Source organism: Cerasicoccus maritimus (genome assembly GCA_031296935.1).
Lineage (GTDB): Bacteria > Verrucomicrobiota > Verrucomicrobiia > Opitutales > Cerasicoccaceae > Cerasicoccus > Cerasicoccus maritimus.
Genome location: JAVDPD010000005.1, coordinates 168978 through 188812 on the forward strand (window position 1 = coordinate 168978; position 19835 = coordinate 188812).

The 19835-nt window shown below is 58.2% G+C and carries 13 protein-coding genes; 6 read left to right on the forward strand and 7 right to left on the reverse strand.

Going from position 1 to position 19835, the window contains the following annotated elements; translation table 11 throughout:
* Positions 1–3435 carry a hypothetical protein gene (locus tag RBB62_RS05065; protein WP_309397646.1) on the reverse strand — a complete coding sequence of 1145 codons (3435 nt, stop codon included), beginning with the start codon at positions 3433–3435 and terminating at the stop codon, positions 1–3.
* Between the two features lie 220 nt (positions 3436–3655).
* On the opposite strand from RBB62_RS05065, the gene RBB62_RS05070 reads away from it, so the two are divergent.
* The 5 genes from RBB62_RS05070 to RBB62_RS05090 all read left to right on the forward strand — a co-directional run bounded on the left by RBB62_RS05070 (position 3656) and on the right by RBB62_RS05090 (position 9005).
* Positions 3656–3967 carry a hypothetical protein gene (locus tag RBB62_RS05070; RefSeq protein WP_309397647.1) on the forward strand — a complete coding sequence of 104 codons (312 nt, stop codon included), beginning with the start codon at positions 3656–3658 and terminating at the stop codon, positions 3965–3967.
* Between the two features lie 290 nt (positions 3968–4257).
* Positions 4258–4695 carry a 3-hydroxyacyl-ACP dehydratase FabZ family protein gene (locus RBB62_RS05075; protein WP_309397648.1) on the forward strand — a complete coding sequence of 146 codons (438 nt, stop codon included), beginning with the start codon at positions 4258–4260 and terminating at the stop codon, positions 4693–4695.
* A gap of 81 nt (positions 4696–4776) precedes the next feature.
* A complete protein-coding gene (locus RBB62_RS05080; protein ID WP_309397649.1) occupies positions 4777–5295 on the forward strand; it encodes a UvrB/UvrC motif-containing protein in 519 nt (172 codons plus the stop codon).
* Between the two features lie 92 nt (positions 5296–5387).
* A complete protein-coding gene (locus tag RBB62_RS05085; RefSeq protein ID WP_309397650.1) occupies positions 5388–6473 on the forward strand; it encodes a protein arginine kinase in 1086 nt (361 codons plus the stop codon).
* A 39-nt stretch (positions 6474–6512) separates the two neighbouring features.
* Positions 6513–9005, forward strand: a complete 2493-nt coding sequence (locus RBB62_RS05090) for an ATP-dependent Clp protease ATP-binding subunit (RefSeq protein WP_343219068.1) — start codon at positions 6513–6515, stop codon at positions 9003–9005.
* Positions 9006–9077: 72 nt separating this feature from the next.
* Here RBB62_RS05090 and RBB62_RS05095 read toward each other — a convergent pair whose 3' ends face one another.
* The 5 genes from RBB62_RS05095 to RBB62_RS05115 all read right to left on the reverse strand — a co-directional run bounded on the left by RBB62_RS05095 (position 9078) and on the right by RBB62_RS05115 (position 15835).
* Positions 9078–10238 carry a peptidylprolyl isomerase gene (locus RBB62_RS05095; RefSeq protein ID WP_309397652.1) on the reverse strand — a complete coding sequence of 387 codons (1161 nt, stop codon included), beginning with the start codon at positions 10236–10238 and terminating at the stop codon, positions 9078–9080.
* Positions 10235–13615 carry a transcription-repair coupling factor gene (gene mfd / locus RBB62_RS05100; RefSeq protein ID WP_309397653.1) on the reverse strand — a complete coding sequence of 1127 codons (3381 nt, stop codon included), beginning with the start codon at positions 13613–13615 and terminating at the stop codon, positions 10235–10237. Before mfd ends, RBB62_RS05095 begins: the two co-directional genes overlap by 4 nt.
* Positions 13616–13700: 85 nt before the next feature.
* A complete protein-coding gene (gene rnc, locus RBB62_RS05105; protein WP_309397654.1) occupies positions 13701–14384 on the reverse strand; it encodes a ribonuclease III in 684 nt (227 codons plus the stop codon).
* A gap of 12 nt (positions 14385–14396) precedes the next feature.
* Positions 14397–15029 carry a transcriptional repressor LexA gene (gene lexA, locus RBB62_RS05110; RefSeq protein ID WP_309397655.1) on the reverse strand — a complete coding sequence of 211 codons (633 nt, stop codon included), beginning with the start codon at positions 15027–15029 and terminating at the stop codon, positions 14397–14399.
* Between the two features lie 302 nt (positions 15030–15331).
* Positions 15332–15835, reverse strand: coding sequence for a hypothetical protein (locus RBB62_RS05115; RefSeq protein ID WP_309397656.1), 504 nt, complete (start codon positions 15833–15835; stop codon positions 15332–15334).
* Positions 15836–16194: 359 nt separating this feature from the next.
* On the opposite strand from RBB62_RS05115, the gene purU reads away from it, so the two are divergent.
* Positions 16195–17064 carry a formyltetrahydrofolate deformylase gene (gene purU, locus RBB62_RS05120; RefSeq protein ID WP_309397657.1) on the forward strand — a complete coding sequence of 290 codons (870 nt, stop codon included), beginning with the start codon at positions 16195–16197 and terminating at the stop codon, positions 17062–17064.
* Positions 17065–17079: 15 nt separating this feature from the next.
* On the opposite strand, the gene RBB62_RS05125 is transcribed toward purU, so the two are convergent.
* On the reverse strand, positions 17080–19788 hold the full coding sequence (locus RBB62_RS05125; RefSeq protein ID WP_309397658.1) for a family 78 glycoside hydrolase catalytic domain: 2709 nt from the start codon (positions 19786–19788) through the stop codon (positions 17080–17082).
* Positions 19789–19835: the final 47 nt, after the last annotated feature.

Here is a 19835-nt window from a genome sequence, read left to right on the forward strand (position 1 = left end):
TTAGGGAATCTGGGGAGAGTCTAGCCAGCGGAAGCTGGTGATGATGAAGCGACGGCCCTGCCCATCGGTGGGGTCGCCAGTGGTGATGTCTTCGGTTGGGTCGAGTTTGTTGGGGGTGCGTTGAATCACTGCTTCGGCCCAAGCCTCGCCATTGCTCTCGCCCAGTGGGCTGAACGACTCGGCCCAAACGCGGATGCGGAAGGTGTCGGAGCGCACGGTCAACTGGCTGCCAAGTGATGCCAGCAAATCGCCCTGAGTCAGGTAGCCAGCCGCGTTGGCCGCAAAAGCGCCCTGCATGGCGTCGCGATTGAATTCACGGAAATACCGGGTGCTCGTGATGTAGTCTTCGTACAGGTCTTCGGGGGCTTCGACGCTGTAGGCGTAGGTGTCGTCGTCGCCGTCGCTGGCGTCATTGAGATCATAGAAATAGTCGTTGATGCCGGACTCATCAATGGCGGCTTGGAGCGCGCCCTTGGCTTGCCAGGTTTCCGGCGATGCAATGGTGCGGCCAAGGTGGCTGGTGGGGTTCGGGGCGCGGTTAACGAACTCTGCCAGCGAGGTGAATGGCCCCCTGGTTTTGACCTGTTTAACAATGGCCTCGGCGAGCGCATCAATTTCGTTGGTGTTGAGCGTGCGGTAGCCGTTGTAGGCTTCGGTGTCTTCGGGGAGGCTGGTCGATTCCCCATCGACTTCGCTGCTCTGCGGATAGGGATGGCGGAGATAGGGGGCTTGATCGGAGTAGGTTTCACTGGAGCCATCGGCAATGGCGACCTCCGCGCCAAAGTTCGCGGCGAGCAGGGCTTTCCATGCCTCAACCGAGGTTGAATTGACGTTGAAGGCGCCATGCACGTAAAGCTCGCCTGCGGCGTTGGCGGCGAAGTCCAGGTTCGCGTCGGTGTGGTCCGTTTTGGCGTATATTCGTTGGTTCTCGGCCAAGTAGCCATCGGCGCGGACATCGCTCTCCGTGACGGTCGAGAAAAAGTAGTCGTCCCAGAGAGCGTTGTTCAGGTTCCAAGGCAGGTCATAGTAAACGGGTGGCCCGGAATCCGGGCTGCTGAAGTCCGGCCACTGGTCGCGGTAAACGGTGTCGGGTTCGAGGTAAGGGCTCGCGCTGCTGCTGCCGATGGCATATGCAGACGTCGTGTTGCTCCACTTCCAGTATTGTTGGGCCTGAGTGTAGTTGCGAGCCAACCCAAGGCGCGCGTGCCGCAGGTCGCCAATTGAGTGAAATTCGCGGCTGGATCGAGGCAGGTGAAAGAGCGGAGCGCTGAGGCTGCCGGAGGCGTCGTCCGTGAAGCCTACAAAGGCGTTGTCCCCGCTGCTGGGTATCTCCGCATCGTCGGGTGCTGCAGCGAGCTCAGTCGTGTAAAAGAAGTCGGCGATCCAGGATGGATTATCACCCGTGCCGCCATTGCTGCTGGAGCCCACTTCATACTCCAGCGGCGAACGTCCAGAGTAGGGTGCGGTGGGGTTGTAGTCCTCCAGCCATTGAATGCGGAAATACTCGGCGTCGGAAGTGCTGGTGGCCTCGTGTTCTTCAAGCCGACTTTGCGCGAACTTCTGGCCGGCGCGGTAAGAAAAGTTGGCGGGGATGTCTTCGATCAGTGGTCCGGTTGTCGAGCCGAGCGATCCGTAGGTCAATAATTGAGTGCCAGTCGCGTAAAGCCGGTTCCAGCGGCTGCTGGAATTGAAGCCCGAGGCGTTGAGGCGCTCGATGTGTTGCAGCGGTTGACTGCCAAGCTCGCTTGCATTGCGCGCGAGTCGAACGACGCCCGAAACGCGTTGTTCAGAAATGGTTTGGATGGCGGTTAACTCGTGCTGCGCGGGATCAACCGTCATGGTCGAGTTGGGGACTTTGAATGCGAAGGAGAAGCCGCCGCGATAGCCCGGATAGAGGTCGAGGGGTGCCGTGGCGTCGGTGATGATCTGGTCCGGCGTGAGGGGCGTGAAGACGATTGCTTCGCCCGGTTGCAGGTTGGAATTGAGGTTCAGCTTGAACGCCATGCGTCCGTAGGCGGGGGTATCGAGGCCGATATATTGATAGGTCTGGCCGTCTTTGGTAACACCGCTCGTCGGAAAGTTTATCGGCGGTTCGCTGGAGCCGGAATGCGGGCTCCACTCCACGCGGTGCAGCCACTTGAGCTCCTGTGCGCCGCTGTTGGAAAGCTGGGAGTCGACAATGAATGAGCTGGCGTCGATCTCGGCGTCGTAGGGGTTCCAGAGTACGAAGGCGGGTTGCAGGAAATACCAGATCGCATATTGGTTGGCGGTGGGTTCTTCCAGCACCAGCACGTTGACGTGGAGCTGGACGAGCGTCAGCACGGGTGTGATGCCCGGTGTGTCGCCTGCATAGGGAATCGGCGTGTAGGTGGCGTCGGCGTTGGCCAGGCCGTTGGAGGGGGCGAGGTTGACCCAGGCATGCAGTTGCTCCCACAACGGTCCGCCGTCGTCACCGACTCGGCTGGTCGCGGCCGGAAAAATGCTTTCGCCGCTCAGCGTGGCATCCAAGCCATCGGCGCTGAGTGCATTGGTCAGGTCAAATTTTAGGCCGCCCCAAAGGCCGGTGTCGGCATCTTGAGTTGTTTTGGAGAGGACGCCTGCGCTCTTAAAAGTAGCGTGGTGAAAGTTGTCGGCTGCGAGGGAACTGTCTGCGGGTGACAAGGTTTCGAGCACGGCCATGTCGAAGGCACGTTCAACCGAGGCGCGGTCTTCGGTGTCCATGGTTAAAGCAGATAGGCCGGGAAGTAGCTCGATGCCGGTCGTTACAGGAGACACGAGGGCTTGGTTGGCGAGCGGGGGAAGCTCGCTCGGCGCATCGGCGGAAGTGTGGACGCTTAAATTGGCTTTTACGCCTTCATCGATAATGGCCCATGCGAAGCGGCCCGTTAACACGCCGTCTGCATTGATAATCGATTCTTTGGGCGCATAGACATCGTTGGCAGGATTTTGTGTGTCTTCGTAAATCATGGCGATAGAGTCGTCACTATCCGGGGAGGCGAGGGCGCTGCTGAGTGGATTTAGGTATTCGCTGGGGTAGGCGGTATCCGTAGCCGGGTTGAACGCAGTCTGGTCATTGCCGCTGATCAGGGTGCGAGGGAGGCGGTCCGGATGAGATGCGTCCCAGATGGCGGTCAGCCATTGGTTGCTCAGGGACTCCAGCTCCGGTGTCGATGGATCGGCGTCGTAAATTGCATGGCGTGCGCTGATGCGTGCATCGGGTCCCAGAAATTGCTGGGCCTCGCCCATCGCTTCAAGTAACGCAAATCGCGTGACTTCACGGGTCTGGGCCTCTTTTACATTCTGACTGGTGGTGGACAGTTCTACGCTGGTCAGGGTGGTCAGGCTTGTCATTAGCAGCACCATCATCGCCATTAAAATCAGGGCGATGACAAGTGCGAAGCCGCGACGTTGGGGCAATGCTGGGCTACTTCTCATGGGATACTAGGGGGAGGGCAGAATGGGAGGAAATTGTCTTAATGTAATAAATATTAAATGTGCGTCAATCATTATGTTTGGCGATGTCGGCGGCCTTGTTGTTCTGTGCTCGTGGGAGGTAAAATCAAAGTGTCCTTCTACGGAAGATCGTAGGGTATAATCTGGCTCACGCTGCAAATACTTGCTTGTCACTGAATGTTGTGCGGTTACGTTTAGCGGCATGAAGCGAATCATTACCTTATTGTTCCTTTCGTTATTTCTCTCTGCCTGCGCGAGCAGCTCAGGCGGCGTTAAGGCCCTGAAGTTCGGGATGAGTCCCGATCAGGTCTCCGAGGAAATGGGCGACGACTACGATGTCGTGGCCAACTCGCTCAACAAGGAAGGCAAGAAGGTCACCGGCTGGCGCTACACAGGCGACAAGAACAAGCCGAGCTACCTGGTTTACTTCGTGAATGGCAAGCTCGCTCAGTGGGGTGAAGCTGGCGCACTGCAGTCGATCCCCGATCTGGGCGATCCCGACGGCAAGCAGTAGTCCTTTAAGAGGGCGTCTAAAAACTCAAGTGGTCTTCGCCGGAGTGCGTCTTCGAGGTGAAAATATCATTTCTTCATCTCGACGAAACTGGTTTCGCCTCGATTCAGAAGCCGAAATTTTGCCTCTCGAATACATCTCGCCGACTCGATCAGACTTTTTAGACGCCCTCTAAGATTTTCTATACTCCAGCGCCCCGCTCAAACGAGTGGGGCGTTTTCTTGTGTTGGAGAGAGATAATTAACGCTAATTGCCGTTGCAATATCGGGGCGAGGGGCGAATAAATGGCGGTCATGGAAGAAATTCTCCGTACCATACCGCACCGTCCGCCATTTCTCTTTGTCGACGAAATTGTTGAGCTCTCCGAAGATCGGGGAATTTGCCGCCGCACCTGGCGCGCCGAAGAAAACTTCTACGAAGGCCATTACCCGGGGAACCCGATCACCCCCGGTGTGATCTTGTGTGAATCCGTACTCCAAACAGGTGCCATCTACCTGGCCAAGCGCCTTGAAGCCAATGGCGTGGATCTGACCGGCAAGACACCGGTGCTCTCCCGCATCCAGGACGCCCGCTTTAAGCGCATGGTCAAACCGGGTGACACGGTGGAAATTGAAGCGATTTTCAAGGAAGAGACCCGTGGCTTTAATTTCATGCGCGGATCGGTGAAAATTGACGGCAAGGCGGCGGTGACGATCGACTTTGTGCTGGCGCTTATTGACGAGCGGCAGTGAGTTGGTGCATGTTATGCTAAGGCCTTTCCTAAAGGCGCCGATAAGTTACACTATCGTCAATTGAATTTAGAGGAATTTCACATGGCAAAGCCCCCAGATTGTAGTCACTGCCAAAAGCCGGCCACCATCCACCTGACCCAAATAGTCAACAACGAGATTAAGAAGCTGGATTTTTGTGAAGATTGCCCGCACCAGAAAGGCGTGACAGACCCAGCTGGATTCTCGCTGGCGGATTTGCTGTCTTCCGGTGATGAGGAATCTTTCTCGGGTAATCAAAGCGCCGTTTCGGAGTGTCCGAGCTGCGGTTTCAGCCCGAAGAACTTTAAGAAACTAGGTCGTCTTGGCTGCCCGGATTGTTACACGTCGTTAGAGGACTTCATCGAGCCGATGCTGGCTAAAATGCACCGTGGCACGCATCACAACGGGAAATTTCCTCATGGTTTGGTGTCACGCATCCTCTTTCAACGCAAAGTCCGCGAGACCGAAGAGGCGCTTCAGTCTGCGGTGGAAAGCGAGAATTACGAGGAAGCGGCGAAATTGCGTGACGAGCTGAAAGCCTTGCAAAGCAGCCCGGAATCGACTAATTTCTCTCATGGTTAGCAGAGAGTTTTCTCTCACCAACTTGTTCTTTTTTTCCGCATGTGCTTCTGTGAAGCGCAGCCACCCCGATGCCCAGAACTTTTTACGCAAATATGCAGATACAACCGCTCATTGATGGCAAAAGCGAACTGACCCATGCGGCCGAACCGCCGCAGGAAGTCGTCATCAGCACCCGCGTGCGACTGGCGCGCAACCTGCAGGGGCACCCATTTCCCGGGTGGGCCAAAACGGCGCAGCGGCGGGACGTGTTGACCGCATGTGAGCAGGCAATTGCCTCACTCGACGCCATGCAGCGTGGCGCAGTGCTCGAAATTGAAAATCTTTCTGATCTCGAAAAGCAGGTCTTGGTCGAGCGTCACTTGATCAGCCGCGAGCTGTCCGCTCACGGCGTGGGTTCCGGCGTGGTTGTCAGCCCGGATCAGGCAGTCGCGATCATGATCAATGAAGAAGATCACCTGCGCATTCAGGTGCTCCGGTCTGGGTATCATTTCAATGATATTTGGGAAGCGATCGACGCAATTGACACCAGCCTGGAGGGCCAACTCGACTACGCCTTTTCCGAAGAAATTGGCTACCTGACCGCCTGCCCAACCAATGTGGGAACGGGATTGCGGGCTTCGGTGATGATGCACCTCCCGGGCCTGGTCCTGGCCAGCCAGATGGAAAAAGTCGTCCGTGCGGTCAACCAACTGGGCATGGTCGTGCGTGGCTTGTTTGGTGAGGGATCGGACGCTTCGGGCAGTCTTTTTCAGATTTCCAATCAGCAAACGCTGGGCGAAAGCGAGGCCGACATCATTCGCCGTTTGGGCAGCGTCATCGAGACGATTAAGGAGCAGGAAATCAACGCGCGCCTGCGCCTCGTGGAAAATGAACCGCTCAAATTGGCGGATAAAATTGGCCGTGCCTTCGGAATTCTGCAGCATGGGCACGTTTTAAGCTCAAGTGAAGCTATGAATTTTCTCTCGCTCATACGTCTGGCGGTCGACCTCGGTCTATTGCCGAGTGAGCAGCGGGCGCAAGTGGACCGGTTGTTCCTCGAATGTCAACCGGGGCACATTCAATTTGCGGCGCGGGAGAACATCGACAGCGAGGGGCGGGATATTGCCCGTGCTCGGATGTTGCGGGAAGAAACTGTCCGAATGCCGCCTCTCAATTTTGACAAGCTGGCATTTTCATGATTTTAAGTAATTAACAAACACCAAGGAACTGATAACTGAATGGAGCCAATGAATAATTTCACCCCACGAGCCCAACAGGTCCTAGCCCTCGCACGCAAGGAGGCAGACCGGTTTCACCATAATTACGTCGGAACGGAGCATTTACTGCTCGGTCTGATCAACCTTGGCCAAGGGGTAGCAGTCAACGTCCTACAGAAAATGGGGCTCGACCTCGACACCGTGCGTGCGGCCGTTGAGAAGCAAGTTGGCACCGGTCCGGAAAGCAAGCCCACGGGCAGCATTCCCTACACGCCGCGTGTGAAAAAGGTCCTCGCCCTAGCCGGCAAAGAGGCCAAATCCCTGAATCATTCCTACATCGGCACTGAGCACATCCTGCTGGGGCTGCTGCGGGAAGGCGAGGGCGTAGCCGCCCGCGTTTTGAAGAGCCTGGATGTGGATATCGAGCGTTGCCGCAACGAAATCCTGTCCGAACTCGATCCTAATTTTTCTGGCGAATCCGAAGATGCGCCGCTCGGTGGACCGCAGCCCGCAGGCGCAAGCGGTGGTTCGAGCGACGACAAGAAGGAAGTCAAGACGCCGGCGCTCAAGGCCTTTGGTCGCGACCTGACCGAGCTGGCCAAGAATGGCGAGATGGACCCGGTTATCGGCCGTAAAAAGGAAATTCGCCGCGTCATCCAGATCCTTTGCCGCCGCACCAAGAATAACCCGGTGTTGATCGGGGAAGCCGGTGTCGGTAAGACTGCGATCGTCGAAGGCTTGGCCATGGAGATCGCCTCGGGCGTTGTGCCGGAAATTCTGGCCGACAAGCGGGTGATCACCCTCGACCTCGCACTGATGGTTGCGGGCACGAAATACCGTGGCCAGTTCGAAGAGCGCATCAAGGCGGTCATGGACGAAATTCGCCGCGCGAAGAACATCATCATCTTCATCGACGAGCTCCACACGATCGTGGGCGCTGGTGCCGCTGAGGGGGCGATGGACGCTTCCAACATTTTCAAGCCGGCCCTGAGCCGCGGCGAGCTGCAGTGCATCGGCGCGACCACGCTGGCGGAATACCGCAAGTATATCGAGAAGGATAGCGCGCTGGATCGTCGTTTCCAATCCGTGAAGGTGGAAGCGCCGAACATGGAAGACACTCTCCAGATCCTCAAGGGCATCCGCGGCAAGTATGAAGACCACCACAAGGTGACCTTCACCGACGCCGCGCTCGAATATGCCGTGAAGCTTTCCGATCGCTACATCACGTCCCGCTTCCTGCCGGACAAGGCAATCGACGTCCTCGACGAAGCCGGTTCCCGCGCCCGCATTGACTCGCTCAATCGCCCGCCGGAAATCGAAGACCTCGCAGGCAAGATTGACGAAGTCTGCGCCCAGAAGGAAGACGCGATCAGTAAGCAGCATTTCGAACAGGCCGCGAAGTTCCGCGACCAGGAAAAGCAACTGCGCGCCAAGCGCGAGCAGATGATCGAAGACTGGAAGACCAGCCGTGAAGAGCAGGTCATCATGGTCGACGAAGAGCAAATGTGCGCGGTCGTTTCCGACTGGACGGGCATCCCGCTCTCCCGCATGGAGCAGACCGAAACCCAAAAGCTGCTTGGGCTCGAAGGGGAACTGCAGGAATACATTATCGGCCAGGACGAAGCCACCAAGGTCATTGCGAAGGCGCTCCGCCGCTCACGCGCCGACCTCAAGGATCCACGTCGTCCGATTGGTTCGTTCATGTTCCTCGGGCCGACAGGTGTGGGTAAGACACACTTGGCCAAGATGCTTGCCGAAAAGATGTTTGGCGACCAGGAAGCGCTGATTCAAATCGACATGTCTGAATACATGGAGAAGTTCGCGCTCAGCCGCCTGATTGGTTCGCCTCCCGGTTACGTCGGATACGAAGAAGGTGGTCAGCTGACCGAGCAAGTCCGCCGCAAGCCTTACTGCGTGATCCTCTTTGACGAAATCGAAAAGGCGCACCCGGATGTCGCTCAAATTCTCCTCCAGGTCTTGGAAGATGGTCGCTTGACCGACAGCCTTGGCCGCACGGTGGACTTCCGCAATACGATCCTCATCATGACGTCGAACGTTGGCGCCGATGTGCTCCAGAAGAACACGTCGATGGGCTTCGATATCGGACTGGACGACGCCCGCGACTTCGAGCGCATCAAGGACAAGATTCTCGACGAAACGAAGAAGGCCTTTAAGCCGGAGTTCCTGAACCGCCTGACGGAGATCGTGATCTTCCGCCAGCTGACCAAGGAAAACATGACCAAGATCGTCGACCTCGAGCTCAAGAAGGTCAGCGTTCGTCTGAAGGACCACGACATCTCGTTCGTGATCACCGACGAAGCGAAGGACTTCCTGATCGAGCGGGGCTGGGACGAGAAATACGGCGCGCGTCCGCTGCGTCGCGCAGTCGAGCGTCACTTGGAAGACCCGCTGGCCGAAGCGATCCTCCGGGAGGAGGTCAAGCGCGGCGAGCCGATCAAGGTTGTGGTTCGCGACGACGCCTTGTTCTTCGAGCAAGAAGCCGCAGTCGGCTAACTCGCCATAATCATTTAAAACAAAAGCCGTCCCACATCGGGACGGCTTTTTTGTTTCGTTAAAAAGAAAGCCTTACTGTCTCGGGCCGCGCGCTGGCATCTGCTCGCGAGCGTGTTCAGTCTCTTGTACTGGCACTGGGTCGTTGCTAGGCGCAGCTTCCCAGGGCATCGGCGCGATGGACGAAGGCTCTGCTTCCTGCTTGCCGATGTTCATTTGGACGGGGCCATCGTCATTTTTCGGGCTTGGGCCGGCCTCGCGGAGGAAGAACTTGATGTAGGCCTTTTTGCGGAGGCGCTCGAGCCAGCGTTCTTGCGCTTGGCGGGCGAGGCGGTTGGTAATCGCTTGCTCAATCTCCTGGCGGACCGCTGCCAGCTGCTTGACGCCGGATTCACGCTTTTCGTCAACCTTGACGATGTAGATCACGCCATCAAGGTCAATAGGTTGGCTATACTGACCGGTTGATAGTTGGCGCGCAGCATTACCCAGCTCGTCGCGGAGGTCGGTGTATTCGCGCCAGCCCCAGTCACCGCCATTAGCGGCGTTCATATCTTGGCTGTATTTGGTGGCCAGCTCAGCAAAATCAGCACCTTGCGCCAGTTGCTCCATGATGGTCGCGGCCTGCTGCTGCATCAAGTCTTCGCTTTCGCCGGTGATCGGCATGAGCGTGATCATGCGCAGCTTGACGCCTTCGTCTTCAAAGAACTGGCTCTTGTTCTTCTCATAATACTCCTGAATCTTCTGGGGGCTGACTTCGGTTTGGGACTTCAGCATCTGGCTGCGCATGTAGCCAACGATGATGCGGTCGCGCAGCTCTTCGCGGAACTGGAGGTCCGTTTTGCCCTGTAGGCGGAGATATTCGAGAAACTCCGATCGGTTGCCGTTAAATTCCTTGGTAATGTGGTCGTCGTACTCGTTGTCGAGGTAGGATTGGGGGATCAGGTAGCCCTTTTCGTTGAACTCCGCGATGATCAGGATCTGGTCGATCATGTTCTGCAGAATTTCACTGGTGATCTGCTGGATGTTGCGGTCGAACTCCATGCGAGTGCGTGAGCTGCGGCGGACTTCCGGCACTAGCGGGGCGACCTCCTTGCGCAGGGCTTCCAGCGTGATAATCTCATCATTCACCTGGGCGGCAATGCCGTTGGTGTATTGGATGTCCCAGTCCTCCTTGAGTTGGGCCTGGGCGTTCAGCGCCAAGATTAATGAAAGGGTGATGAGCAGGTATTTCGTCATATCTGTTTTGGTTCCTGTCGTTTCAGGAATGTCAAAATTTCGCGCATTCTGGTTGTGGCGCCCTTGGCGGTCAAGCGGGGAAAACGCTTGCCGACCATTAGAAAGTCTGGGCCGCCGCTGTTGGCGCGTTTGCATTTTAGTTTGTTTCCATCGCTTTCGACCGAGGAAATGCCGCAACGTTCAGCGCAAACGCGAATTTCCGTCAATAAAAGCAAGGTTGCGACCTCTTCTGGCGGTTTGCCAAAGCGATCTTTCAGCTCGTCGCCAATCTCGCGAACGGCTTTCTGGCTGGAGGCGAGGGCGAGGCGGCGGTAAAAATCGATCCTCAGGCGGGCTTCGTGCAGGTAGTTTTCGGGCAGGAAGGCCTCGACTTTGGGCACCGCATCCTTGTCGCGGTCGACTTTTTTCAACGCGTCGTAGCCGATTTTGACCTCCGTTTCGCCGGTTTCGCCGAGATAACGGCCAACCAAGACGAAATCCAGTTTCACATTGGCGCGGATGACGGCGGCATGGTCGTCGCCCTTGAGGCGGGCAATGCTCTGGCGCAAGAGCTGGCAGTAGAGGTCGAAGCCGACGTTGGCGATGTGGCCGTGCTGCTTGAGGCCGATCAAATTGCCCGCGCCGCGGAGCTCCAGGTCGCGCATGGCGATGCGGAATCCGGCACCGAGCTGGTTAAACTGCCGGATCGCACCCAGGCGTTTGCGGGCGAGATCGAGCAGGCGGCTGTGGCGGTGGAGCAGCAGGTAGCAATACGCCTGCCGGTTGAAGCGGCCGACGCGCCCACGTAGCTGGTAAAGTTGGCTCAAGCCGAAGCGGTCGGCACCTTCGATAATGATCGTATTGCAGTTCGGGATATCGAGGCCGTTTTCAATAATCGTCGTGCAGACGAGCACATCGTAGCGCCCGCCAACAAACTCGGTCATCACTTTTTCCAAGCCACGTTCGGACATCTGCCCGTGGCCGACGCCAATGCTCAGCTTGGGCAACATCTTGCGCAGATGGTTGGCGACGGTCTCGATGGTCTGCACCTGATTGTGCAGATAGAAAACCTGCCCGCCGCGTTCGATCTCGCGCTCGATGGCGGTTCTGACGAGCTGCGGGTCGTAGCTTTTGACAAGGGTTTCGATCGGCCGACGGTCACGGGGGGCGGTCTCGATCACGCTCAAATCACGGGCGCCCACCAGCGCAAAATACAGGGTGCGGGGGATCGGTGTGGCGCTCATTGTCAGCACATCGACGCTGCGCTTGAGCTGCTTGAGCGACTCCTTTTGCCGCACACCAAACCGGTGCTCTTCGTCGATAATCAGCAGGCCGAGGTCCTTGTATTTCACGTCCTTACCGAGCAGGGCGTGGGTGCCGATGATCATGTCGATCTTGCCTTCCTTGAGCTGCTTGAGAATCTCGCGCTTTTGCTGCGGCGTGCGAAAACGTGACAGCATTTCGATGGTCACGGGGTAGTTTGCAAAGCGGTCGCGGAAGGTCTGGAAATGCTGCTGGCAAAGCACCGTCGTCGGAATGAGCATCGCGACTTGCTTGCCCTCGAGCGCCATCTTGAAGGCGGTGCGGATGGCCACCTCGGTCTTGCCGAAACCGACGTCACCGCAGACGAGTCGGTCCATCGGCAGCGCGCGCTCAAGGTCGCGCTTGGCGTCCTCGATAGCCTGCTTTTGGTCGACGGTTTCCTCGTGGATAAACGAGTCTTCGAAATCGCGCAGCCAGGGGTGGTCGGGGGAGCAGGCGTGGCCGGGGTTGGTTTCGCGCTCGGCCTGAAGGCGGAGCAGCTCGCCGGCGAAGTCCAGTGTGGCGCGTTCGGCGGCGGCGCGGGCTTTCGACCACTGGTTGCTGCCGAGTTTGCCGAGCTTGGGCGTCATTTTGGTCAGGCCGACGTAGCGGCTGAGCAAATGACTCTCGTGCAGGCGCAGGTGGACGGTGACGCCCTCGTCGAACTCCAGCGAGATGACTTCTTCCTCGCGCCCGCCAACCTTCAGCTTTTGCAAACCGCGGAACAAGCACACGCCGTTCTGCAGGTGGACAAGGTAGTCGCCGTCGGCGAGCTCGGAGAAGTCGAGCGCCTGATCGACGGCCTGCCGGTGCGGCATCTTGCGCTGGCGGCGCCCCACACGGATGCGCTTGCGGCCAAAGAGCTCGGCCTCGGTCACAAATACCTCGCGCCGTTGGGGGGAGGTCAGGCGGAAACCCTCGCTCAGCGTGCCGATGGTGCACTCGGCCTCCAGCTTGCGGCCGGAGGGATCTTCCTCCAGCATTTCGCGGAGACGGCGTTCTTCGGCACTGGTTTTGAGGATGAAAATTGTGCGGTGGCCAGCCTCTTGCCAAGCGAGGATCTGCCGCAAGAAATCACGCCGCGAACGCTGCTCGGACTCGTGTCGAATGGCACCCATCTGGGTGGTCTCGGCAAAGGTCGCGTAGTGCTCCAGCGATTCGCTGAGGATTTCCTCTTTCTTTGGTTTTGGTCCGAGGAGGGGCGGCGAGATCTCAATTTCGCTCAGGACGATCCACTTGTCCGGCTTGCCCGCGCGGGCGTCCATCAGGTGCTTGAGGTTGCGCGAAGGGGGGGGGATGTTTTCCGGATATTGAAAAAACTCGGGCTCACTTTCGGCGAGCTCCGCCGGCTCGCGAATGAGCCAGGTGACGCGCTTGGGCAGGTAGTCGATCAGTGTGGCGGACTGGGTAGTATCCACCTCGATCGCGGGGGAAAGGAAGGCTTCTTTGACTTTATCCGTCGAGCGTTGGCTTGTCGGGTCAAACTCATGGATCGACTCGATCTCGTCGCCAAAGAAATCAATGCGCAGGGGGGCGGTGGCGTTGAGCGGGTAGATGTCGATCAAGCCGCCACGGACGGCGAACTGGCCGGGGGTTTCGCAAATGGCCTCGGAGTCGTAGCCAAGCTCGCCGTTGAGCTGATCCACGAGGCCTTGGAAATCAAGCTGCTCGCCGACTTTCAGGCGCACGGACACGGTGCTCAACTTCTTCGGAGGGGGGAGGGGCTGCATCAACGCCGCGGGGTGAACGGCGAGGCAGACGAGCTCATCCGGCTTGGCTTCGACGAGCGCCGCCAGCGCGGCGAGGCGGTCGCAATGGAGCTCGAAGGCGCGGGCGTCGTCCTCCTCGACGTCGCCCAGACGCGGCAATGCTAGCACGCGCAGCTTGGCTTGGGGAAATTTGCGGCGATAGAAAAACTCGAGGTCCTCGGCCCAGGCTTCGAGCGTGCGCCCGACTTGGCCAACGAGAATCGCGATGCCGGTGGGGGCCTTGGGCTTGCTGGCCAAGGCTTCCACGCTGACCACTGGCACTGCCGGACCAGCCACCCCGTACAAAAGGCGGACATCGGCGTCGGTTGGCAGGACGACGGGTTTCATGGATTAATTGGGTAGCAGTTCGGGGCGGGAAAACGCTCCAACAAAGAGGTTTTCCGGCGAAAGGCAATTTTAGCCCGCGAAATTCTTAAATCCCTAGCTGCTTGATCGCGCTGCGGGCGGCGACTTCTTCAGCTTCTTTTTTGCTCGCACCCTGGCCGGAGCCTTGGACTTCACCAGCAACGGCGACTTCGGCGGTGAACTCGCGGGCGTGGCCAGGGCCAGTTTCGTTGACGATTGTGTAGATCGGCTGTTCCTGGCCTTGGGCCTGCGTCCATTCCTGGAGTCGGCCTTTGGGGTTGTCGTGCGCGAGGCGTTTTTCGAGGCGGGTGGGGAGGTCACCGTAGAGCCCTTGCAGGCAGGTGCGCGTGGTCGGGAAATCGCTGTCTAGATAGACGGCGCCGATGAGCGCTTCAAACGCGTCTTCTAGCGCGGCGTCGCGGAGGTGACCATCCATCGAGCGTTCGGCCTCGCTCATGCGGAGGAGGGGGGGGAGGTCCAGCTCGCGGGCCAGCTGCGCCAGGAAGTCGCCTTTGGCCAAGATCGACTTGGCGCGGGCCAAGTGGCCCTCGCGCTCGTCGGGATAGGCTTGATACAGCGCCTCCGCCAGGAAGACACCGAGCACCGAATCGCCCAGAAACTCAAGGCGCTGGTTGTCAATGGCTTCCGGCTCATCTTGCAGGCGCGACGAATGCGTCAACGCCTGTGTAAGCAAGGCGGGGTCGCGGAATTGATGACCGATGCGCTGCTCCAGCGGACTGATCTCTGCCATCAGCGCGGTGTGCTAGAGGCTGCGAACGACAGCCTTGGCGATGCCCTGGATGACCAACTCGGCAACGGGATGCAGCTCCGGGTAGTCGACGTTTTCCGCCTTCAGGTAGGGGGCGCGACCAGTGGACTGCACGAAGCGCTTGAGCGTGGTTTCGTTGTCAATCAGGGCAGCCACGATGTCACCATCCTTTGGCAGACCGGGCTCGAGGACGACCACGTCGCCATCGAAAATACCGGCGTCGATCATGCTTTCGCCACGGACTTTGAGTGCGAAGGCACGCTTGTTGCGGCGGACGCCGGCGGTGGAAATATCGAGCTGAAGGCGACCGATTTCACCGGCGGACTCCACACCTTCCGGGTAGCCGGCGGCGATGGTGCCAAAAATCGGAATGTCCACTACGTCCTTGGCGAAAACGGGCTTGTTGGTGCCGTCGTCATAGGTGACGCGGAAGGTGCGAGCCTGGCCGGGAGCGCGGCTGATGTAGCCCTTGCGCTCAAGGGCGCGGAGGTGCCCCATTACGGCGTTGGTGCTCTTGAAGCCAAAGTGTTCCTGGATTTCGCGGATGCTGGGCCAATAGCTCTGCTCGCGGAATTGTTGTTGAATAAAACCGAGAATTTCGTGCTGACGGGTGGTAAGTTTTTTCATGGTGGTTCCTGTGTTGTGCAAATGAGTATTAGATTAATGTTCACTGCGTCAAACTCTTTTTTGCACAAAAAAACGCAGCGTTGGCGAACCGGCTGCGTTTGTCGTAAATCGGTGGCTGGCTAGAGCGTTTTTCATTTAGCTTGGCCTAATCTGGCCCCAAGCGTGTAACCGAGCACTTTTCCACGCCAGCGGCGTTGGTATTTCGGTCACAGGCTTCCAGCCTACCGCGCTCAAGCCGCCTTGCTGAACACGAAAAAACTACTGCGGCCTGTGATCAGCCAAGCTAAATGTAAAAAGATGCTCTAGCTGCGCGCTTCTGCGGGTTTGATTGTGATGTTCGGCACGATTTCGAACTCGCAGAGCTCGGAGGTCACGTCGAGTAAGCGCTCAAGGCCGTAGGTGTTCGGTAAGTCGCCAACGAGGTAGAGTTTGTTGTCCTTTACGTCATAGGCCAAGTTGGAGATGTCACTGAGTAACTTTGTGTCCTCGTGGCTTTGCATGATGAGCACCATTGTCATCGAGCGGACTTCGAAGGCGGCGTTCATGGCCTCGTCGGTTTCACTCTTTGGGGTGCTGACAGGATGGAGAATGTAGGCATCGCCTACCCGTTGCAGGGAGCTGGCAAGGAGGGCTCTTTGAGTGCCGTCATTGAGCTTAATCATCACCGAGGGAGCAACGTTGGCCTCGGTTTTGAGCGGTTCGATGATGGCACCGACCACTTGGCCTTGTTCATTTTTGATGGGTAGATGTTCGTTGGTGTCAGCTTGGGCGGTTGTAGAAAAAGTGCTAATGGCCAGAATTGCCATCAAGTAGCGACTGCATGAAAGTAAGTGGGAAAATGTGCCATTCATAACGGGTAGTTTGTTATGTTGTAAATTTAATCAAAAAAATTCCGACTCTGCATGGCTAAACTTAGTCCTTACAGATTCATACTTTCGGCACTGGGGTCCTTGCCTTATGACGAGGCAGGGGCAAATCCATCGCATATTGGCAATAGGATTCTAGTCTGGCGTTTTCCTTTACGGGGATTTTACAAATCCCATGAGTTCTGAGTGTAATTTCCTATATCAAAGTCTGTTGCTTGGAATATCAATTAGGCTTATGTTTGAACGAATAAAAAGTCTTTAAGCCCACGCCCAGATTGCTTTTATAGCTAGCTTGCATCATGGCCAGCAGCACATCTGACAACCCAATCACCGCCTTGCTTTTTGGCGCGGACAAACCCGGTATCGTCGCCAACGTCGCGAGCTGGATCTTTGCACGTGGCGGAAATATTCGACACGCCGACCAACATCGGGACGACGAAGCGAGCGTCTTCTTTCAGCGTGTGGTCTGGATGCCGGCTGAGGGCAATGATGCCGAGGCCGAGGGCCAGGCGTTTGCCCAATACGCGCGGCAGGAGCTCGGCATGTCGTGCAATATCTCGCTGGGCAACGAATGTCAGCGCGTGGGCATCATGGTCTCGAAGATCGATCACTGCTTCCACGACATTGCGCTGCGTTTTCGTTCGGGCGAATTTCCGGGGCAAGCAGTCGTTGTGGTGTCGAATCACGAGGAGCTGGCTGACGCCGCCGCGTCTTACGGCCTGCCGTTTCACCATGTGCCCGTGACCAAGGCTAACAAGGCCGAGGCCGAGGCCGAGCAAATTCGCATTATGCAGGAAGCGGGCGTGGAGCTCGTCGTGATGGCGCGCTACATGCAAGTGCTCTCGCAGAGTTTCCTGGCGAACATCGGCTGCCCGGTCATCAACATCCACCACAGCTTTTTGCCGGCCTTTGCGGGCGGGCGTCCCTACCACCAAGCCTACGAGCGCGGCGTGAAACTGATCGGCGCTACGGCGCACTTTGCCACAGCCGACCTCGACGAAGGCCCGATCATTGCGCAGGACGTGGCCCGCGTGACGCATCGCAACGGCCCGAAGGATCTCATTCGCCGCGGCAAGGACTTGGAAAAGGCGGTTTTCGCCCAGGCCATCCGCTGGCAGCTCGAGCACCGCATCCTCGTTTATAATAACAAGACCGTGGTGTTCGACTAAGCGCTGAATTTGCGCTTAACCGAATTGACACTGGAAGACGTAGCTGCCGGCGCCCACGGTTAGCATCCGGTAGCCCGGCTCATCGGATTCCGTGGTTGGGACGGCGGTATCGCCTTTGGTGACGCTGCTGGCGTCTGTTGTCGGCAAGTGGATTTCCGCCGTGGCGTTGCCCGGGATTTCGACTTCGAGCGTGAACGTATCGCCGTCAAGTTGCCAGTCGCTGCGGATGACGCCGCGCACGCATTCGTGAGTCGCGCCAGCCGAGGTCAGCCCGCCGCCTACGCGCGGGCGAATGCGGATCTTGGCAAAGGCTGGCTCGAGCAGATCGATGCCCGCCATGTCGGAGAAGAGCCATTCGCAGACGGCGCCGTAGGCATAGTGCGCGTAGCTGTTCATGTTGGGGTCGCCGGGGCCATCCTTGTCGTGGTAGCCGTTCCAGCGTTCCCAGATCGACGTGGCGCCGTGGGCGATCTCGTAGCCCCAGCTCGGGTAGTCCTGCTTGAGCAATAGCTCGTAGCAAAGCTCGGTTTGGCCGAAGCGCGACAGCACCGGTAGCAGGTAGGGGAGGCCGACAAAGCCCGTCGTTAAGTGCGTGTCGTGTGCGCGGATGTTGGCCACGAGGTGCTTGACGGCGGCTGGGCGTTGGTCTTCCTCAAGCAAGTCAAATTGGAGCGCGAGCAGGTAGCCGGTCTGTGATTCGATGGCTTTGGAGCGGCCTATAATGCGGCCATCGGTGGTGCGGAATTCGCGTTGGAAATCAGCGCGTATTGCCTCCCATTCCTTGGAGAACGTTTCGGCTTCCTCCGCTTTGCCGAGCACGTAGGCGGCAATGCAGCAACAGCGCACGCTCTCGGCGTAAAAAGCGGTGCGGATGATTTCGCCAGCGGTGTCGGAGTTGACGTTTAGCCAGTCACCGAAGAGCGTGGGGGTGTCAACCGTTTCGCCATTCGGCAGCTTATCCAAGGGATAGCCGTAGCGGATCTTCGTGCCCGGCGCGGTGGTGCGGCGGTAGAAGTCGACGTAGCGCGTCATCATTCCGTAGTGCTTTTCGAGCACGCGTTGGTCACCGTAGCACTTGTAAATGGTCGTGGGGCAAATGGTGGTCGCGTCGCCCCAAGCGGCCTCAGCGGTGCCGCCGTTCGGCGAAGGGATCAGCTTTTTGCCTTCGGCACGGCAGCCGGTGGGGGCGACCATTGGCGCGCGGCCATCGGGCTCGCAGGCGTCCTCCAGATCTTGGAGCCACTTGTCGAAAAACGCCGCCACATCGTGGAAGGCAATCGCGGTGCGCAGGTAGGCTTGGGCATCACCCGTCCAGCCGAGGCGCTCGTCGCGCTGTGGGCAGTCGGTTGGGGCTTCGAGGTAGTTCGAGCGCTGGGTCCACACGGCGTTGCTGGCGAGCTTTTCCAGCATGGGGTTGCTGCAACGGAGTTTGCCCGCCTCGGGGCAAAAGCTGCCCACGAAAACGCCGGTGATGACGTCTTCCGGCGGTTCGCCGGGGAAGCCGCTGAGCTCGACGTATTGGAAACCGTGGAAGGTAAACTTCGGCGTCCAGGTAACTTCACCGTCGTCGGCAGCGATGTAGGTATCGGTCGCGAGCGCGGTGCGCAGGTTGTCGACGTAGATTTCCTTGTCTGGCGTGAGGACTTCCGCGAAGCGCAGACGAATGACCGTGCCGCCCGGGATGTCGGCTTTCAGGCGGACGTAGCCGGAGAAATTTTGGCCGAGGTCAAAGATCCATTTACCCGGGCTTTGCTGCCAGCGTTTCACGGGCTGGAACTCGTATTGCTCGGTGACGGGCACACCGCGATGGTGCTCGATTAATTCATCTGCGACGTCTTTGGCGCGGACGGGGTAGGTGCGCTTGATGGTTTGAAAACCGGGTTGGCTCCAGCCCTTGAGCTGTAAATTGGCGTCGTAGGTTTCGCCGTTGAGCATACTGGCCGCAAGGATTGGGCCGGGGGCGCTAACCCAGGATTCGTCGGTGCAGACCCACTCCACGGAGCCATCGGCGCGCTCCAGACGGAGCATGGCCAGCGCTTCGAGTTCGGCGCCCCAGTTGGTGCGACGGTGCTCCCAAGTCATTTCGCCGCGATACCAGCCTTCGGCCAACGTGCAGGCAATGGCGTTGTCGCCGTTTTGCACAAGCGCAGTGACGTCAAAACAATGGCTGGGTAGGCGGATGCTGTAGTCTGTCCAGCCAGGCAGGAATTTGTTGCCAGTGACGTTTTGGCCGTTGATTTCAAACTCCACGAGCCCCTTGGCCGTCGCGTAAAGTCGCGCGTCCACGATCTCGCCTTCGACGGCGAACTCGCGCCGAAAATGCGGGCATGCGCGCAGGCTGCCCTGGAAGTGGCGAATCCACTTGGCGCGCTTCCACTCCGCGCGGTCGAGGATGCCCATCGCGAAATAAGCAGGCTCGCACCAGTCGCTTTCGTCGCCATCAGCGCCCCACAGTTTTAGGCGCCACTGGTAGTGTTGATGCGCTTCTAGCGCTTCGCCCGCGTATTGGATGTGAAGCTGGTCCGCGCCTGTGGTTTTTCCGGAGTCCCAGACGCAGGCGTCGAAGGATGCATTGGCTGGCGCGACCTGCAGTTGCCACGCAGATTGTGCGGCGTTACGGCTTAAGGCTTGAACTTGCCAACTGAAAGCCACTTGACCATTTTCCAGGCCAAGTGGGGCGTATTGATGGGCGCAGCGAAGTTTGACGGGGGCTATCGAGGGCATACAGAGATGATTTAAATCTTCTTTGATTACACCTTTGGCTTGGACCG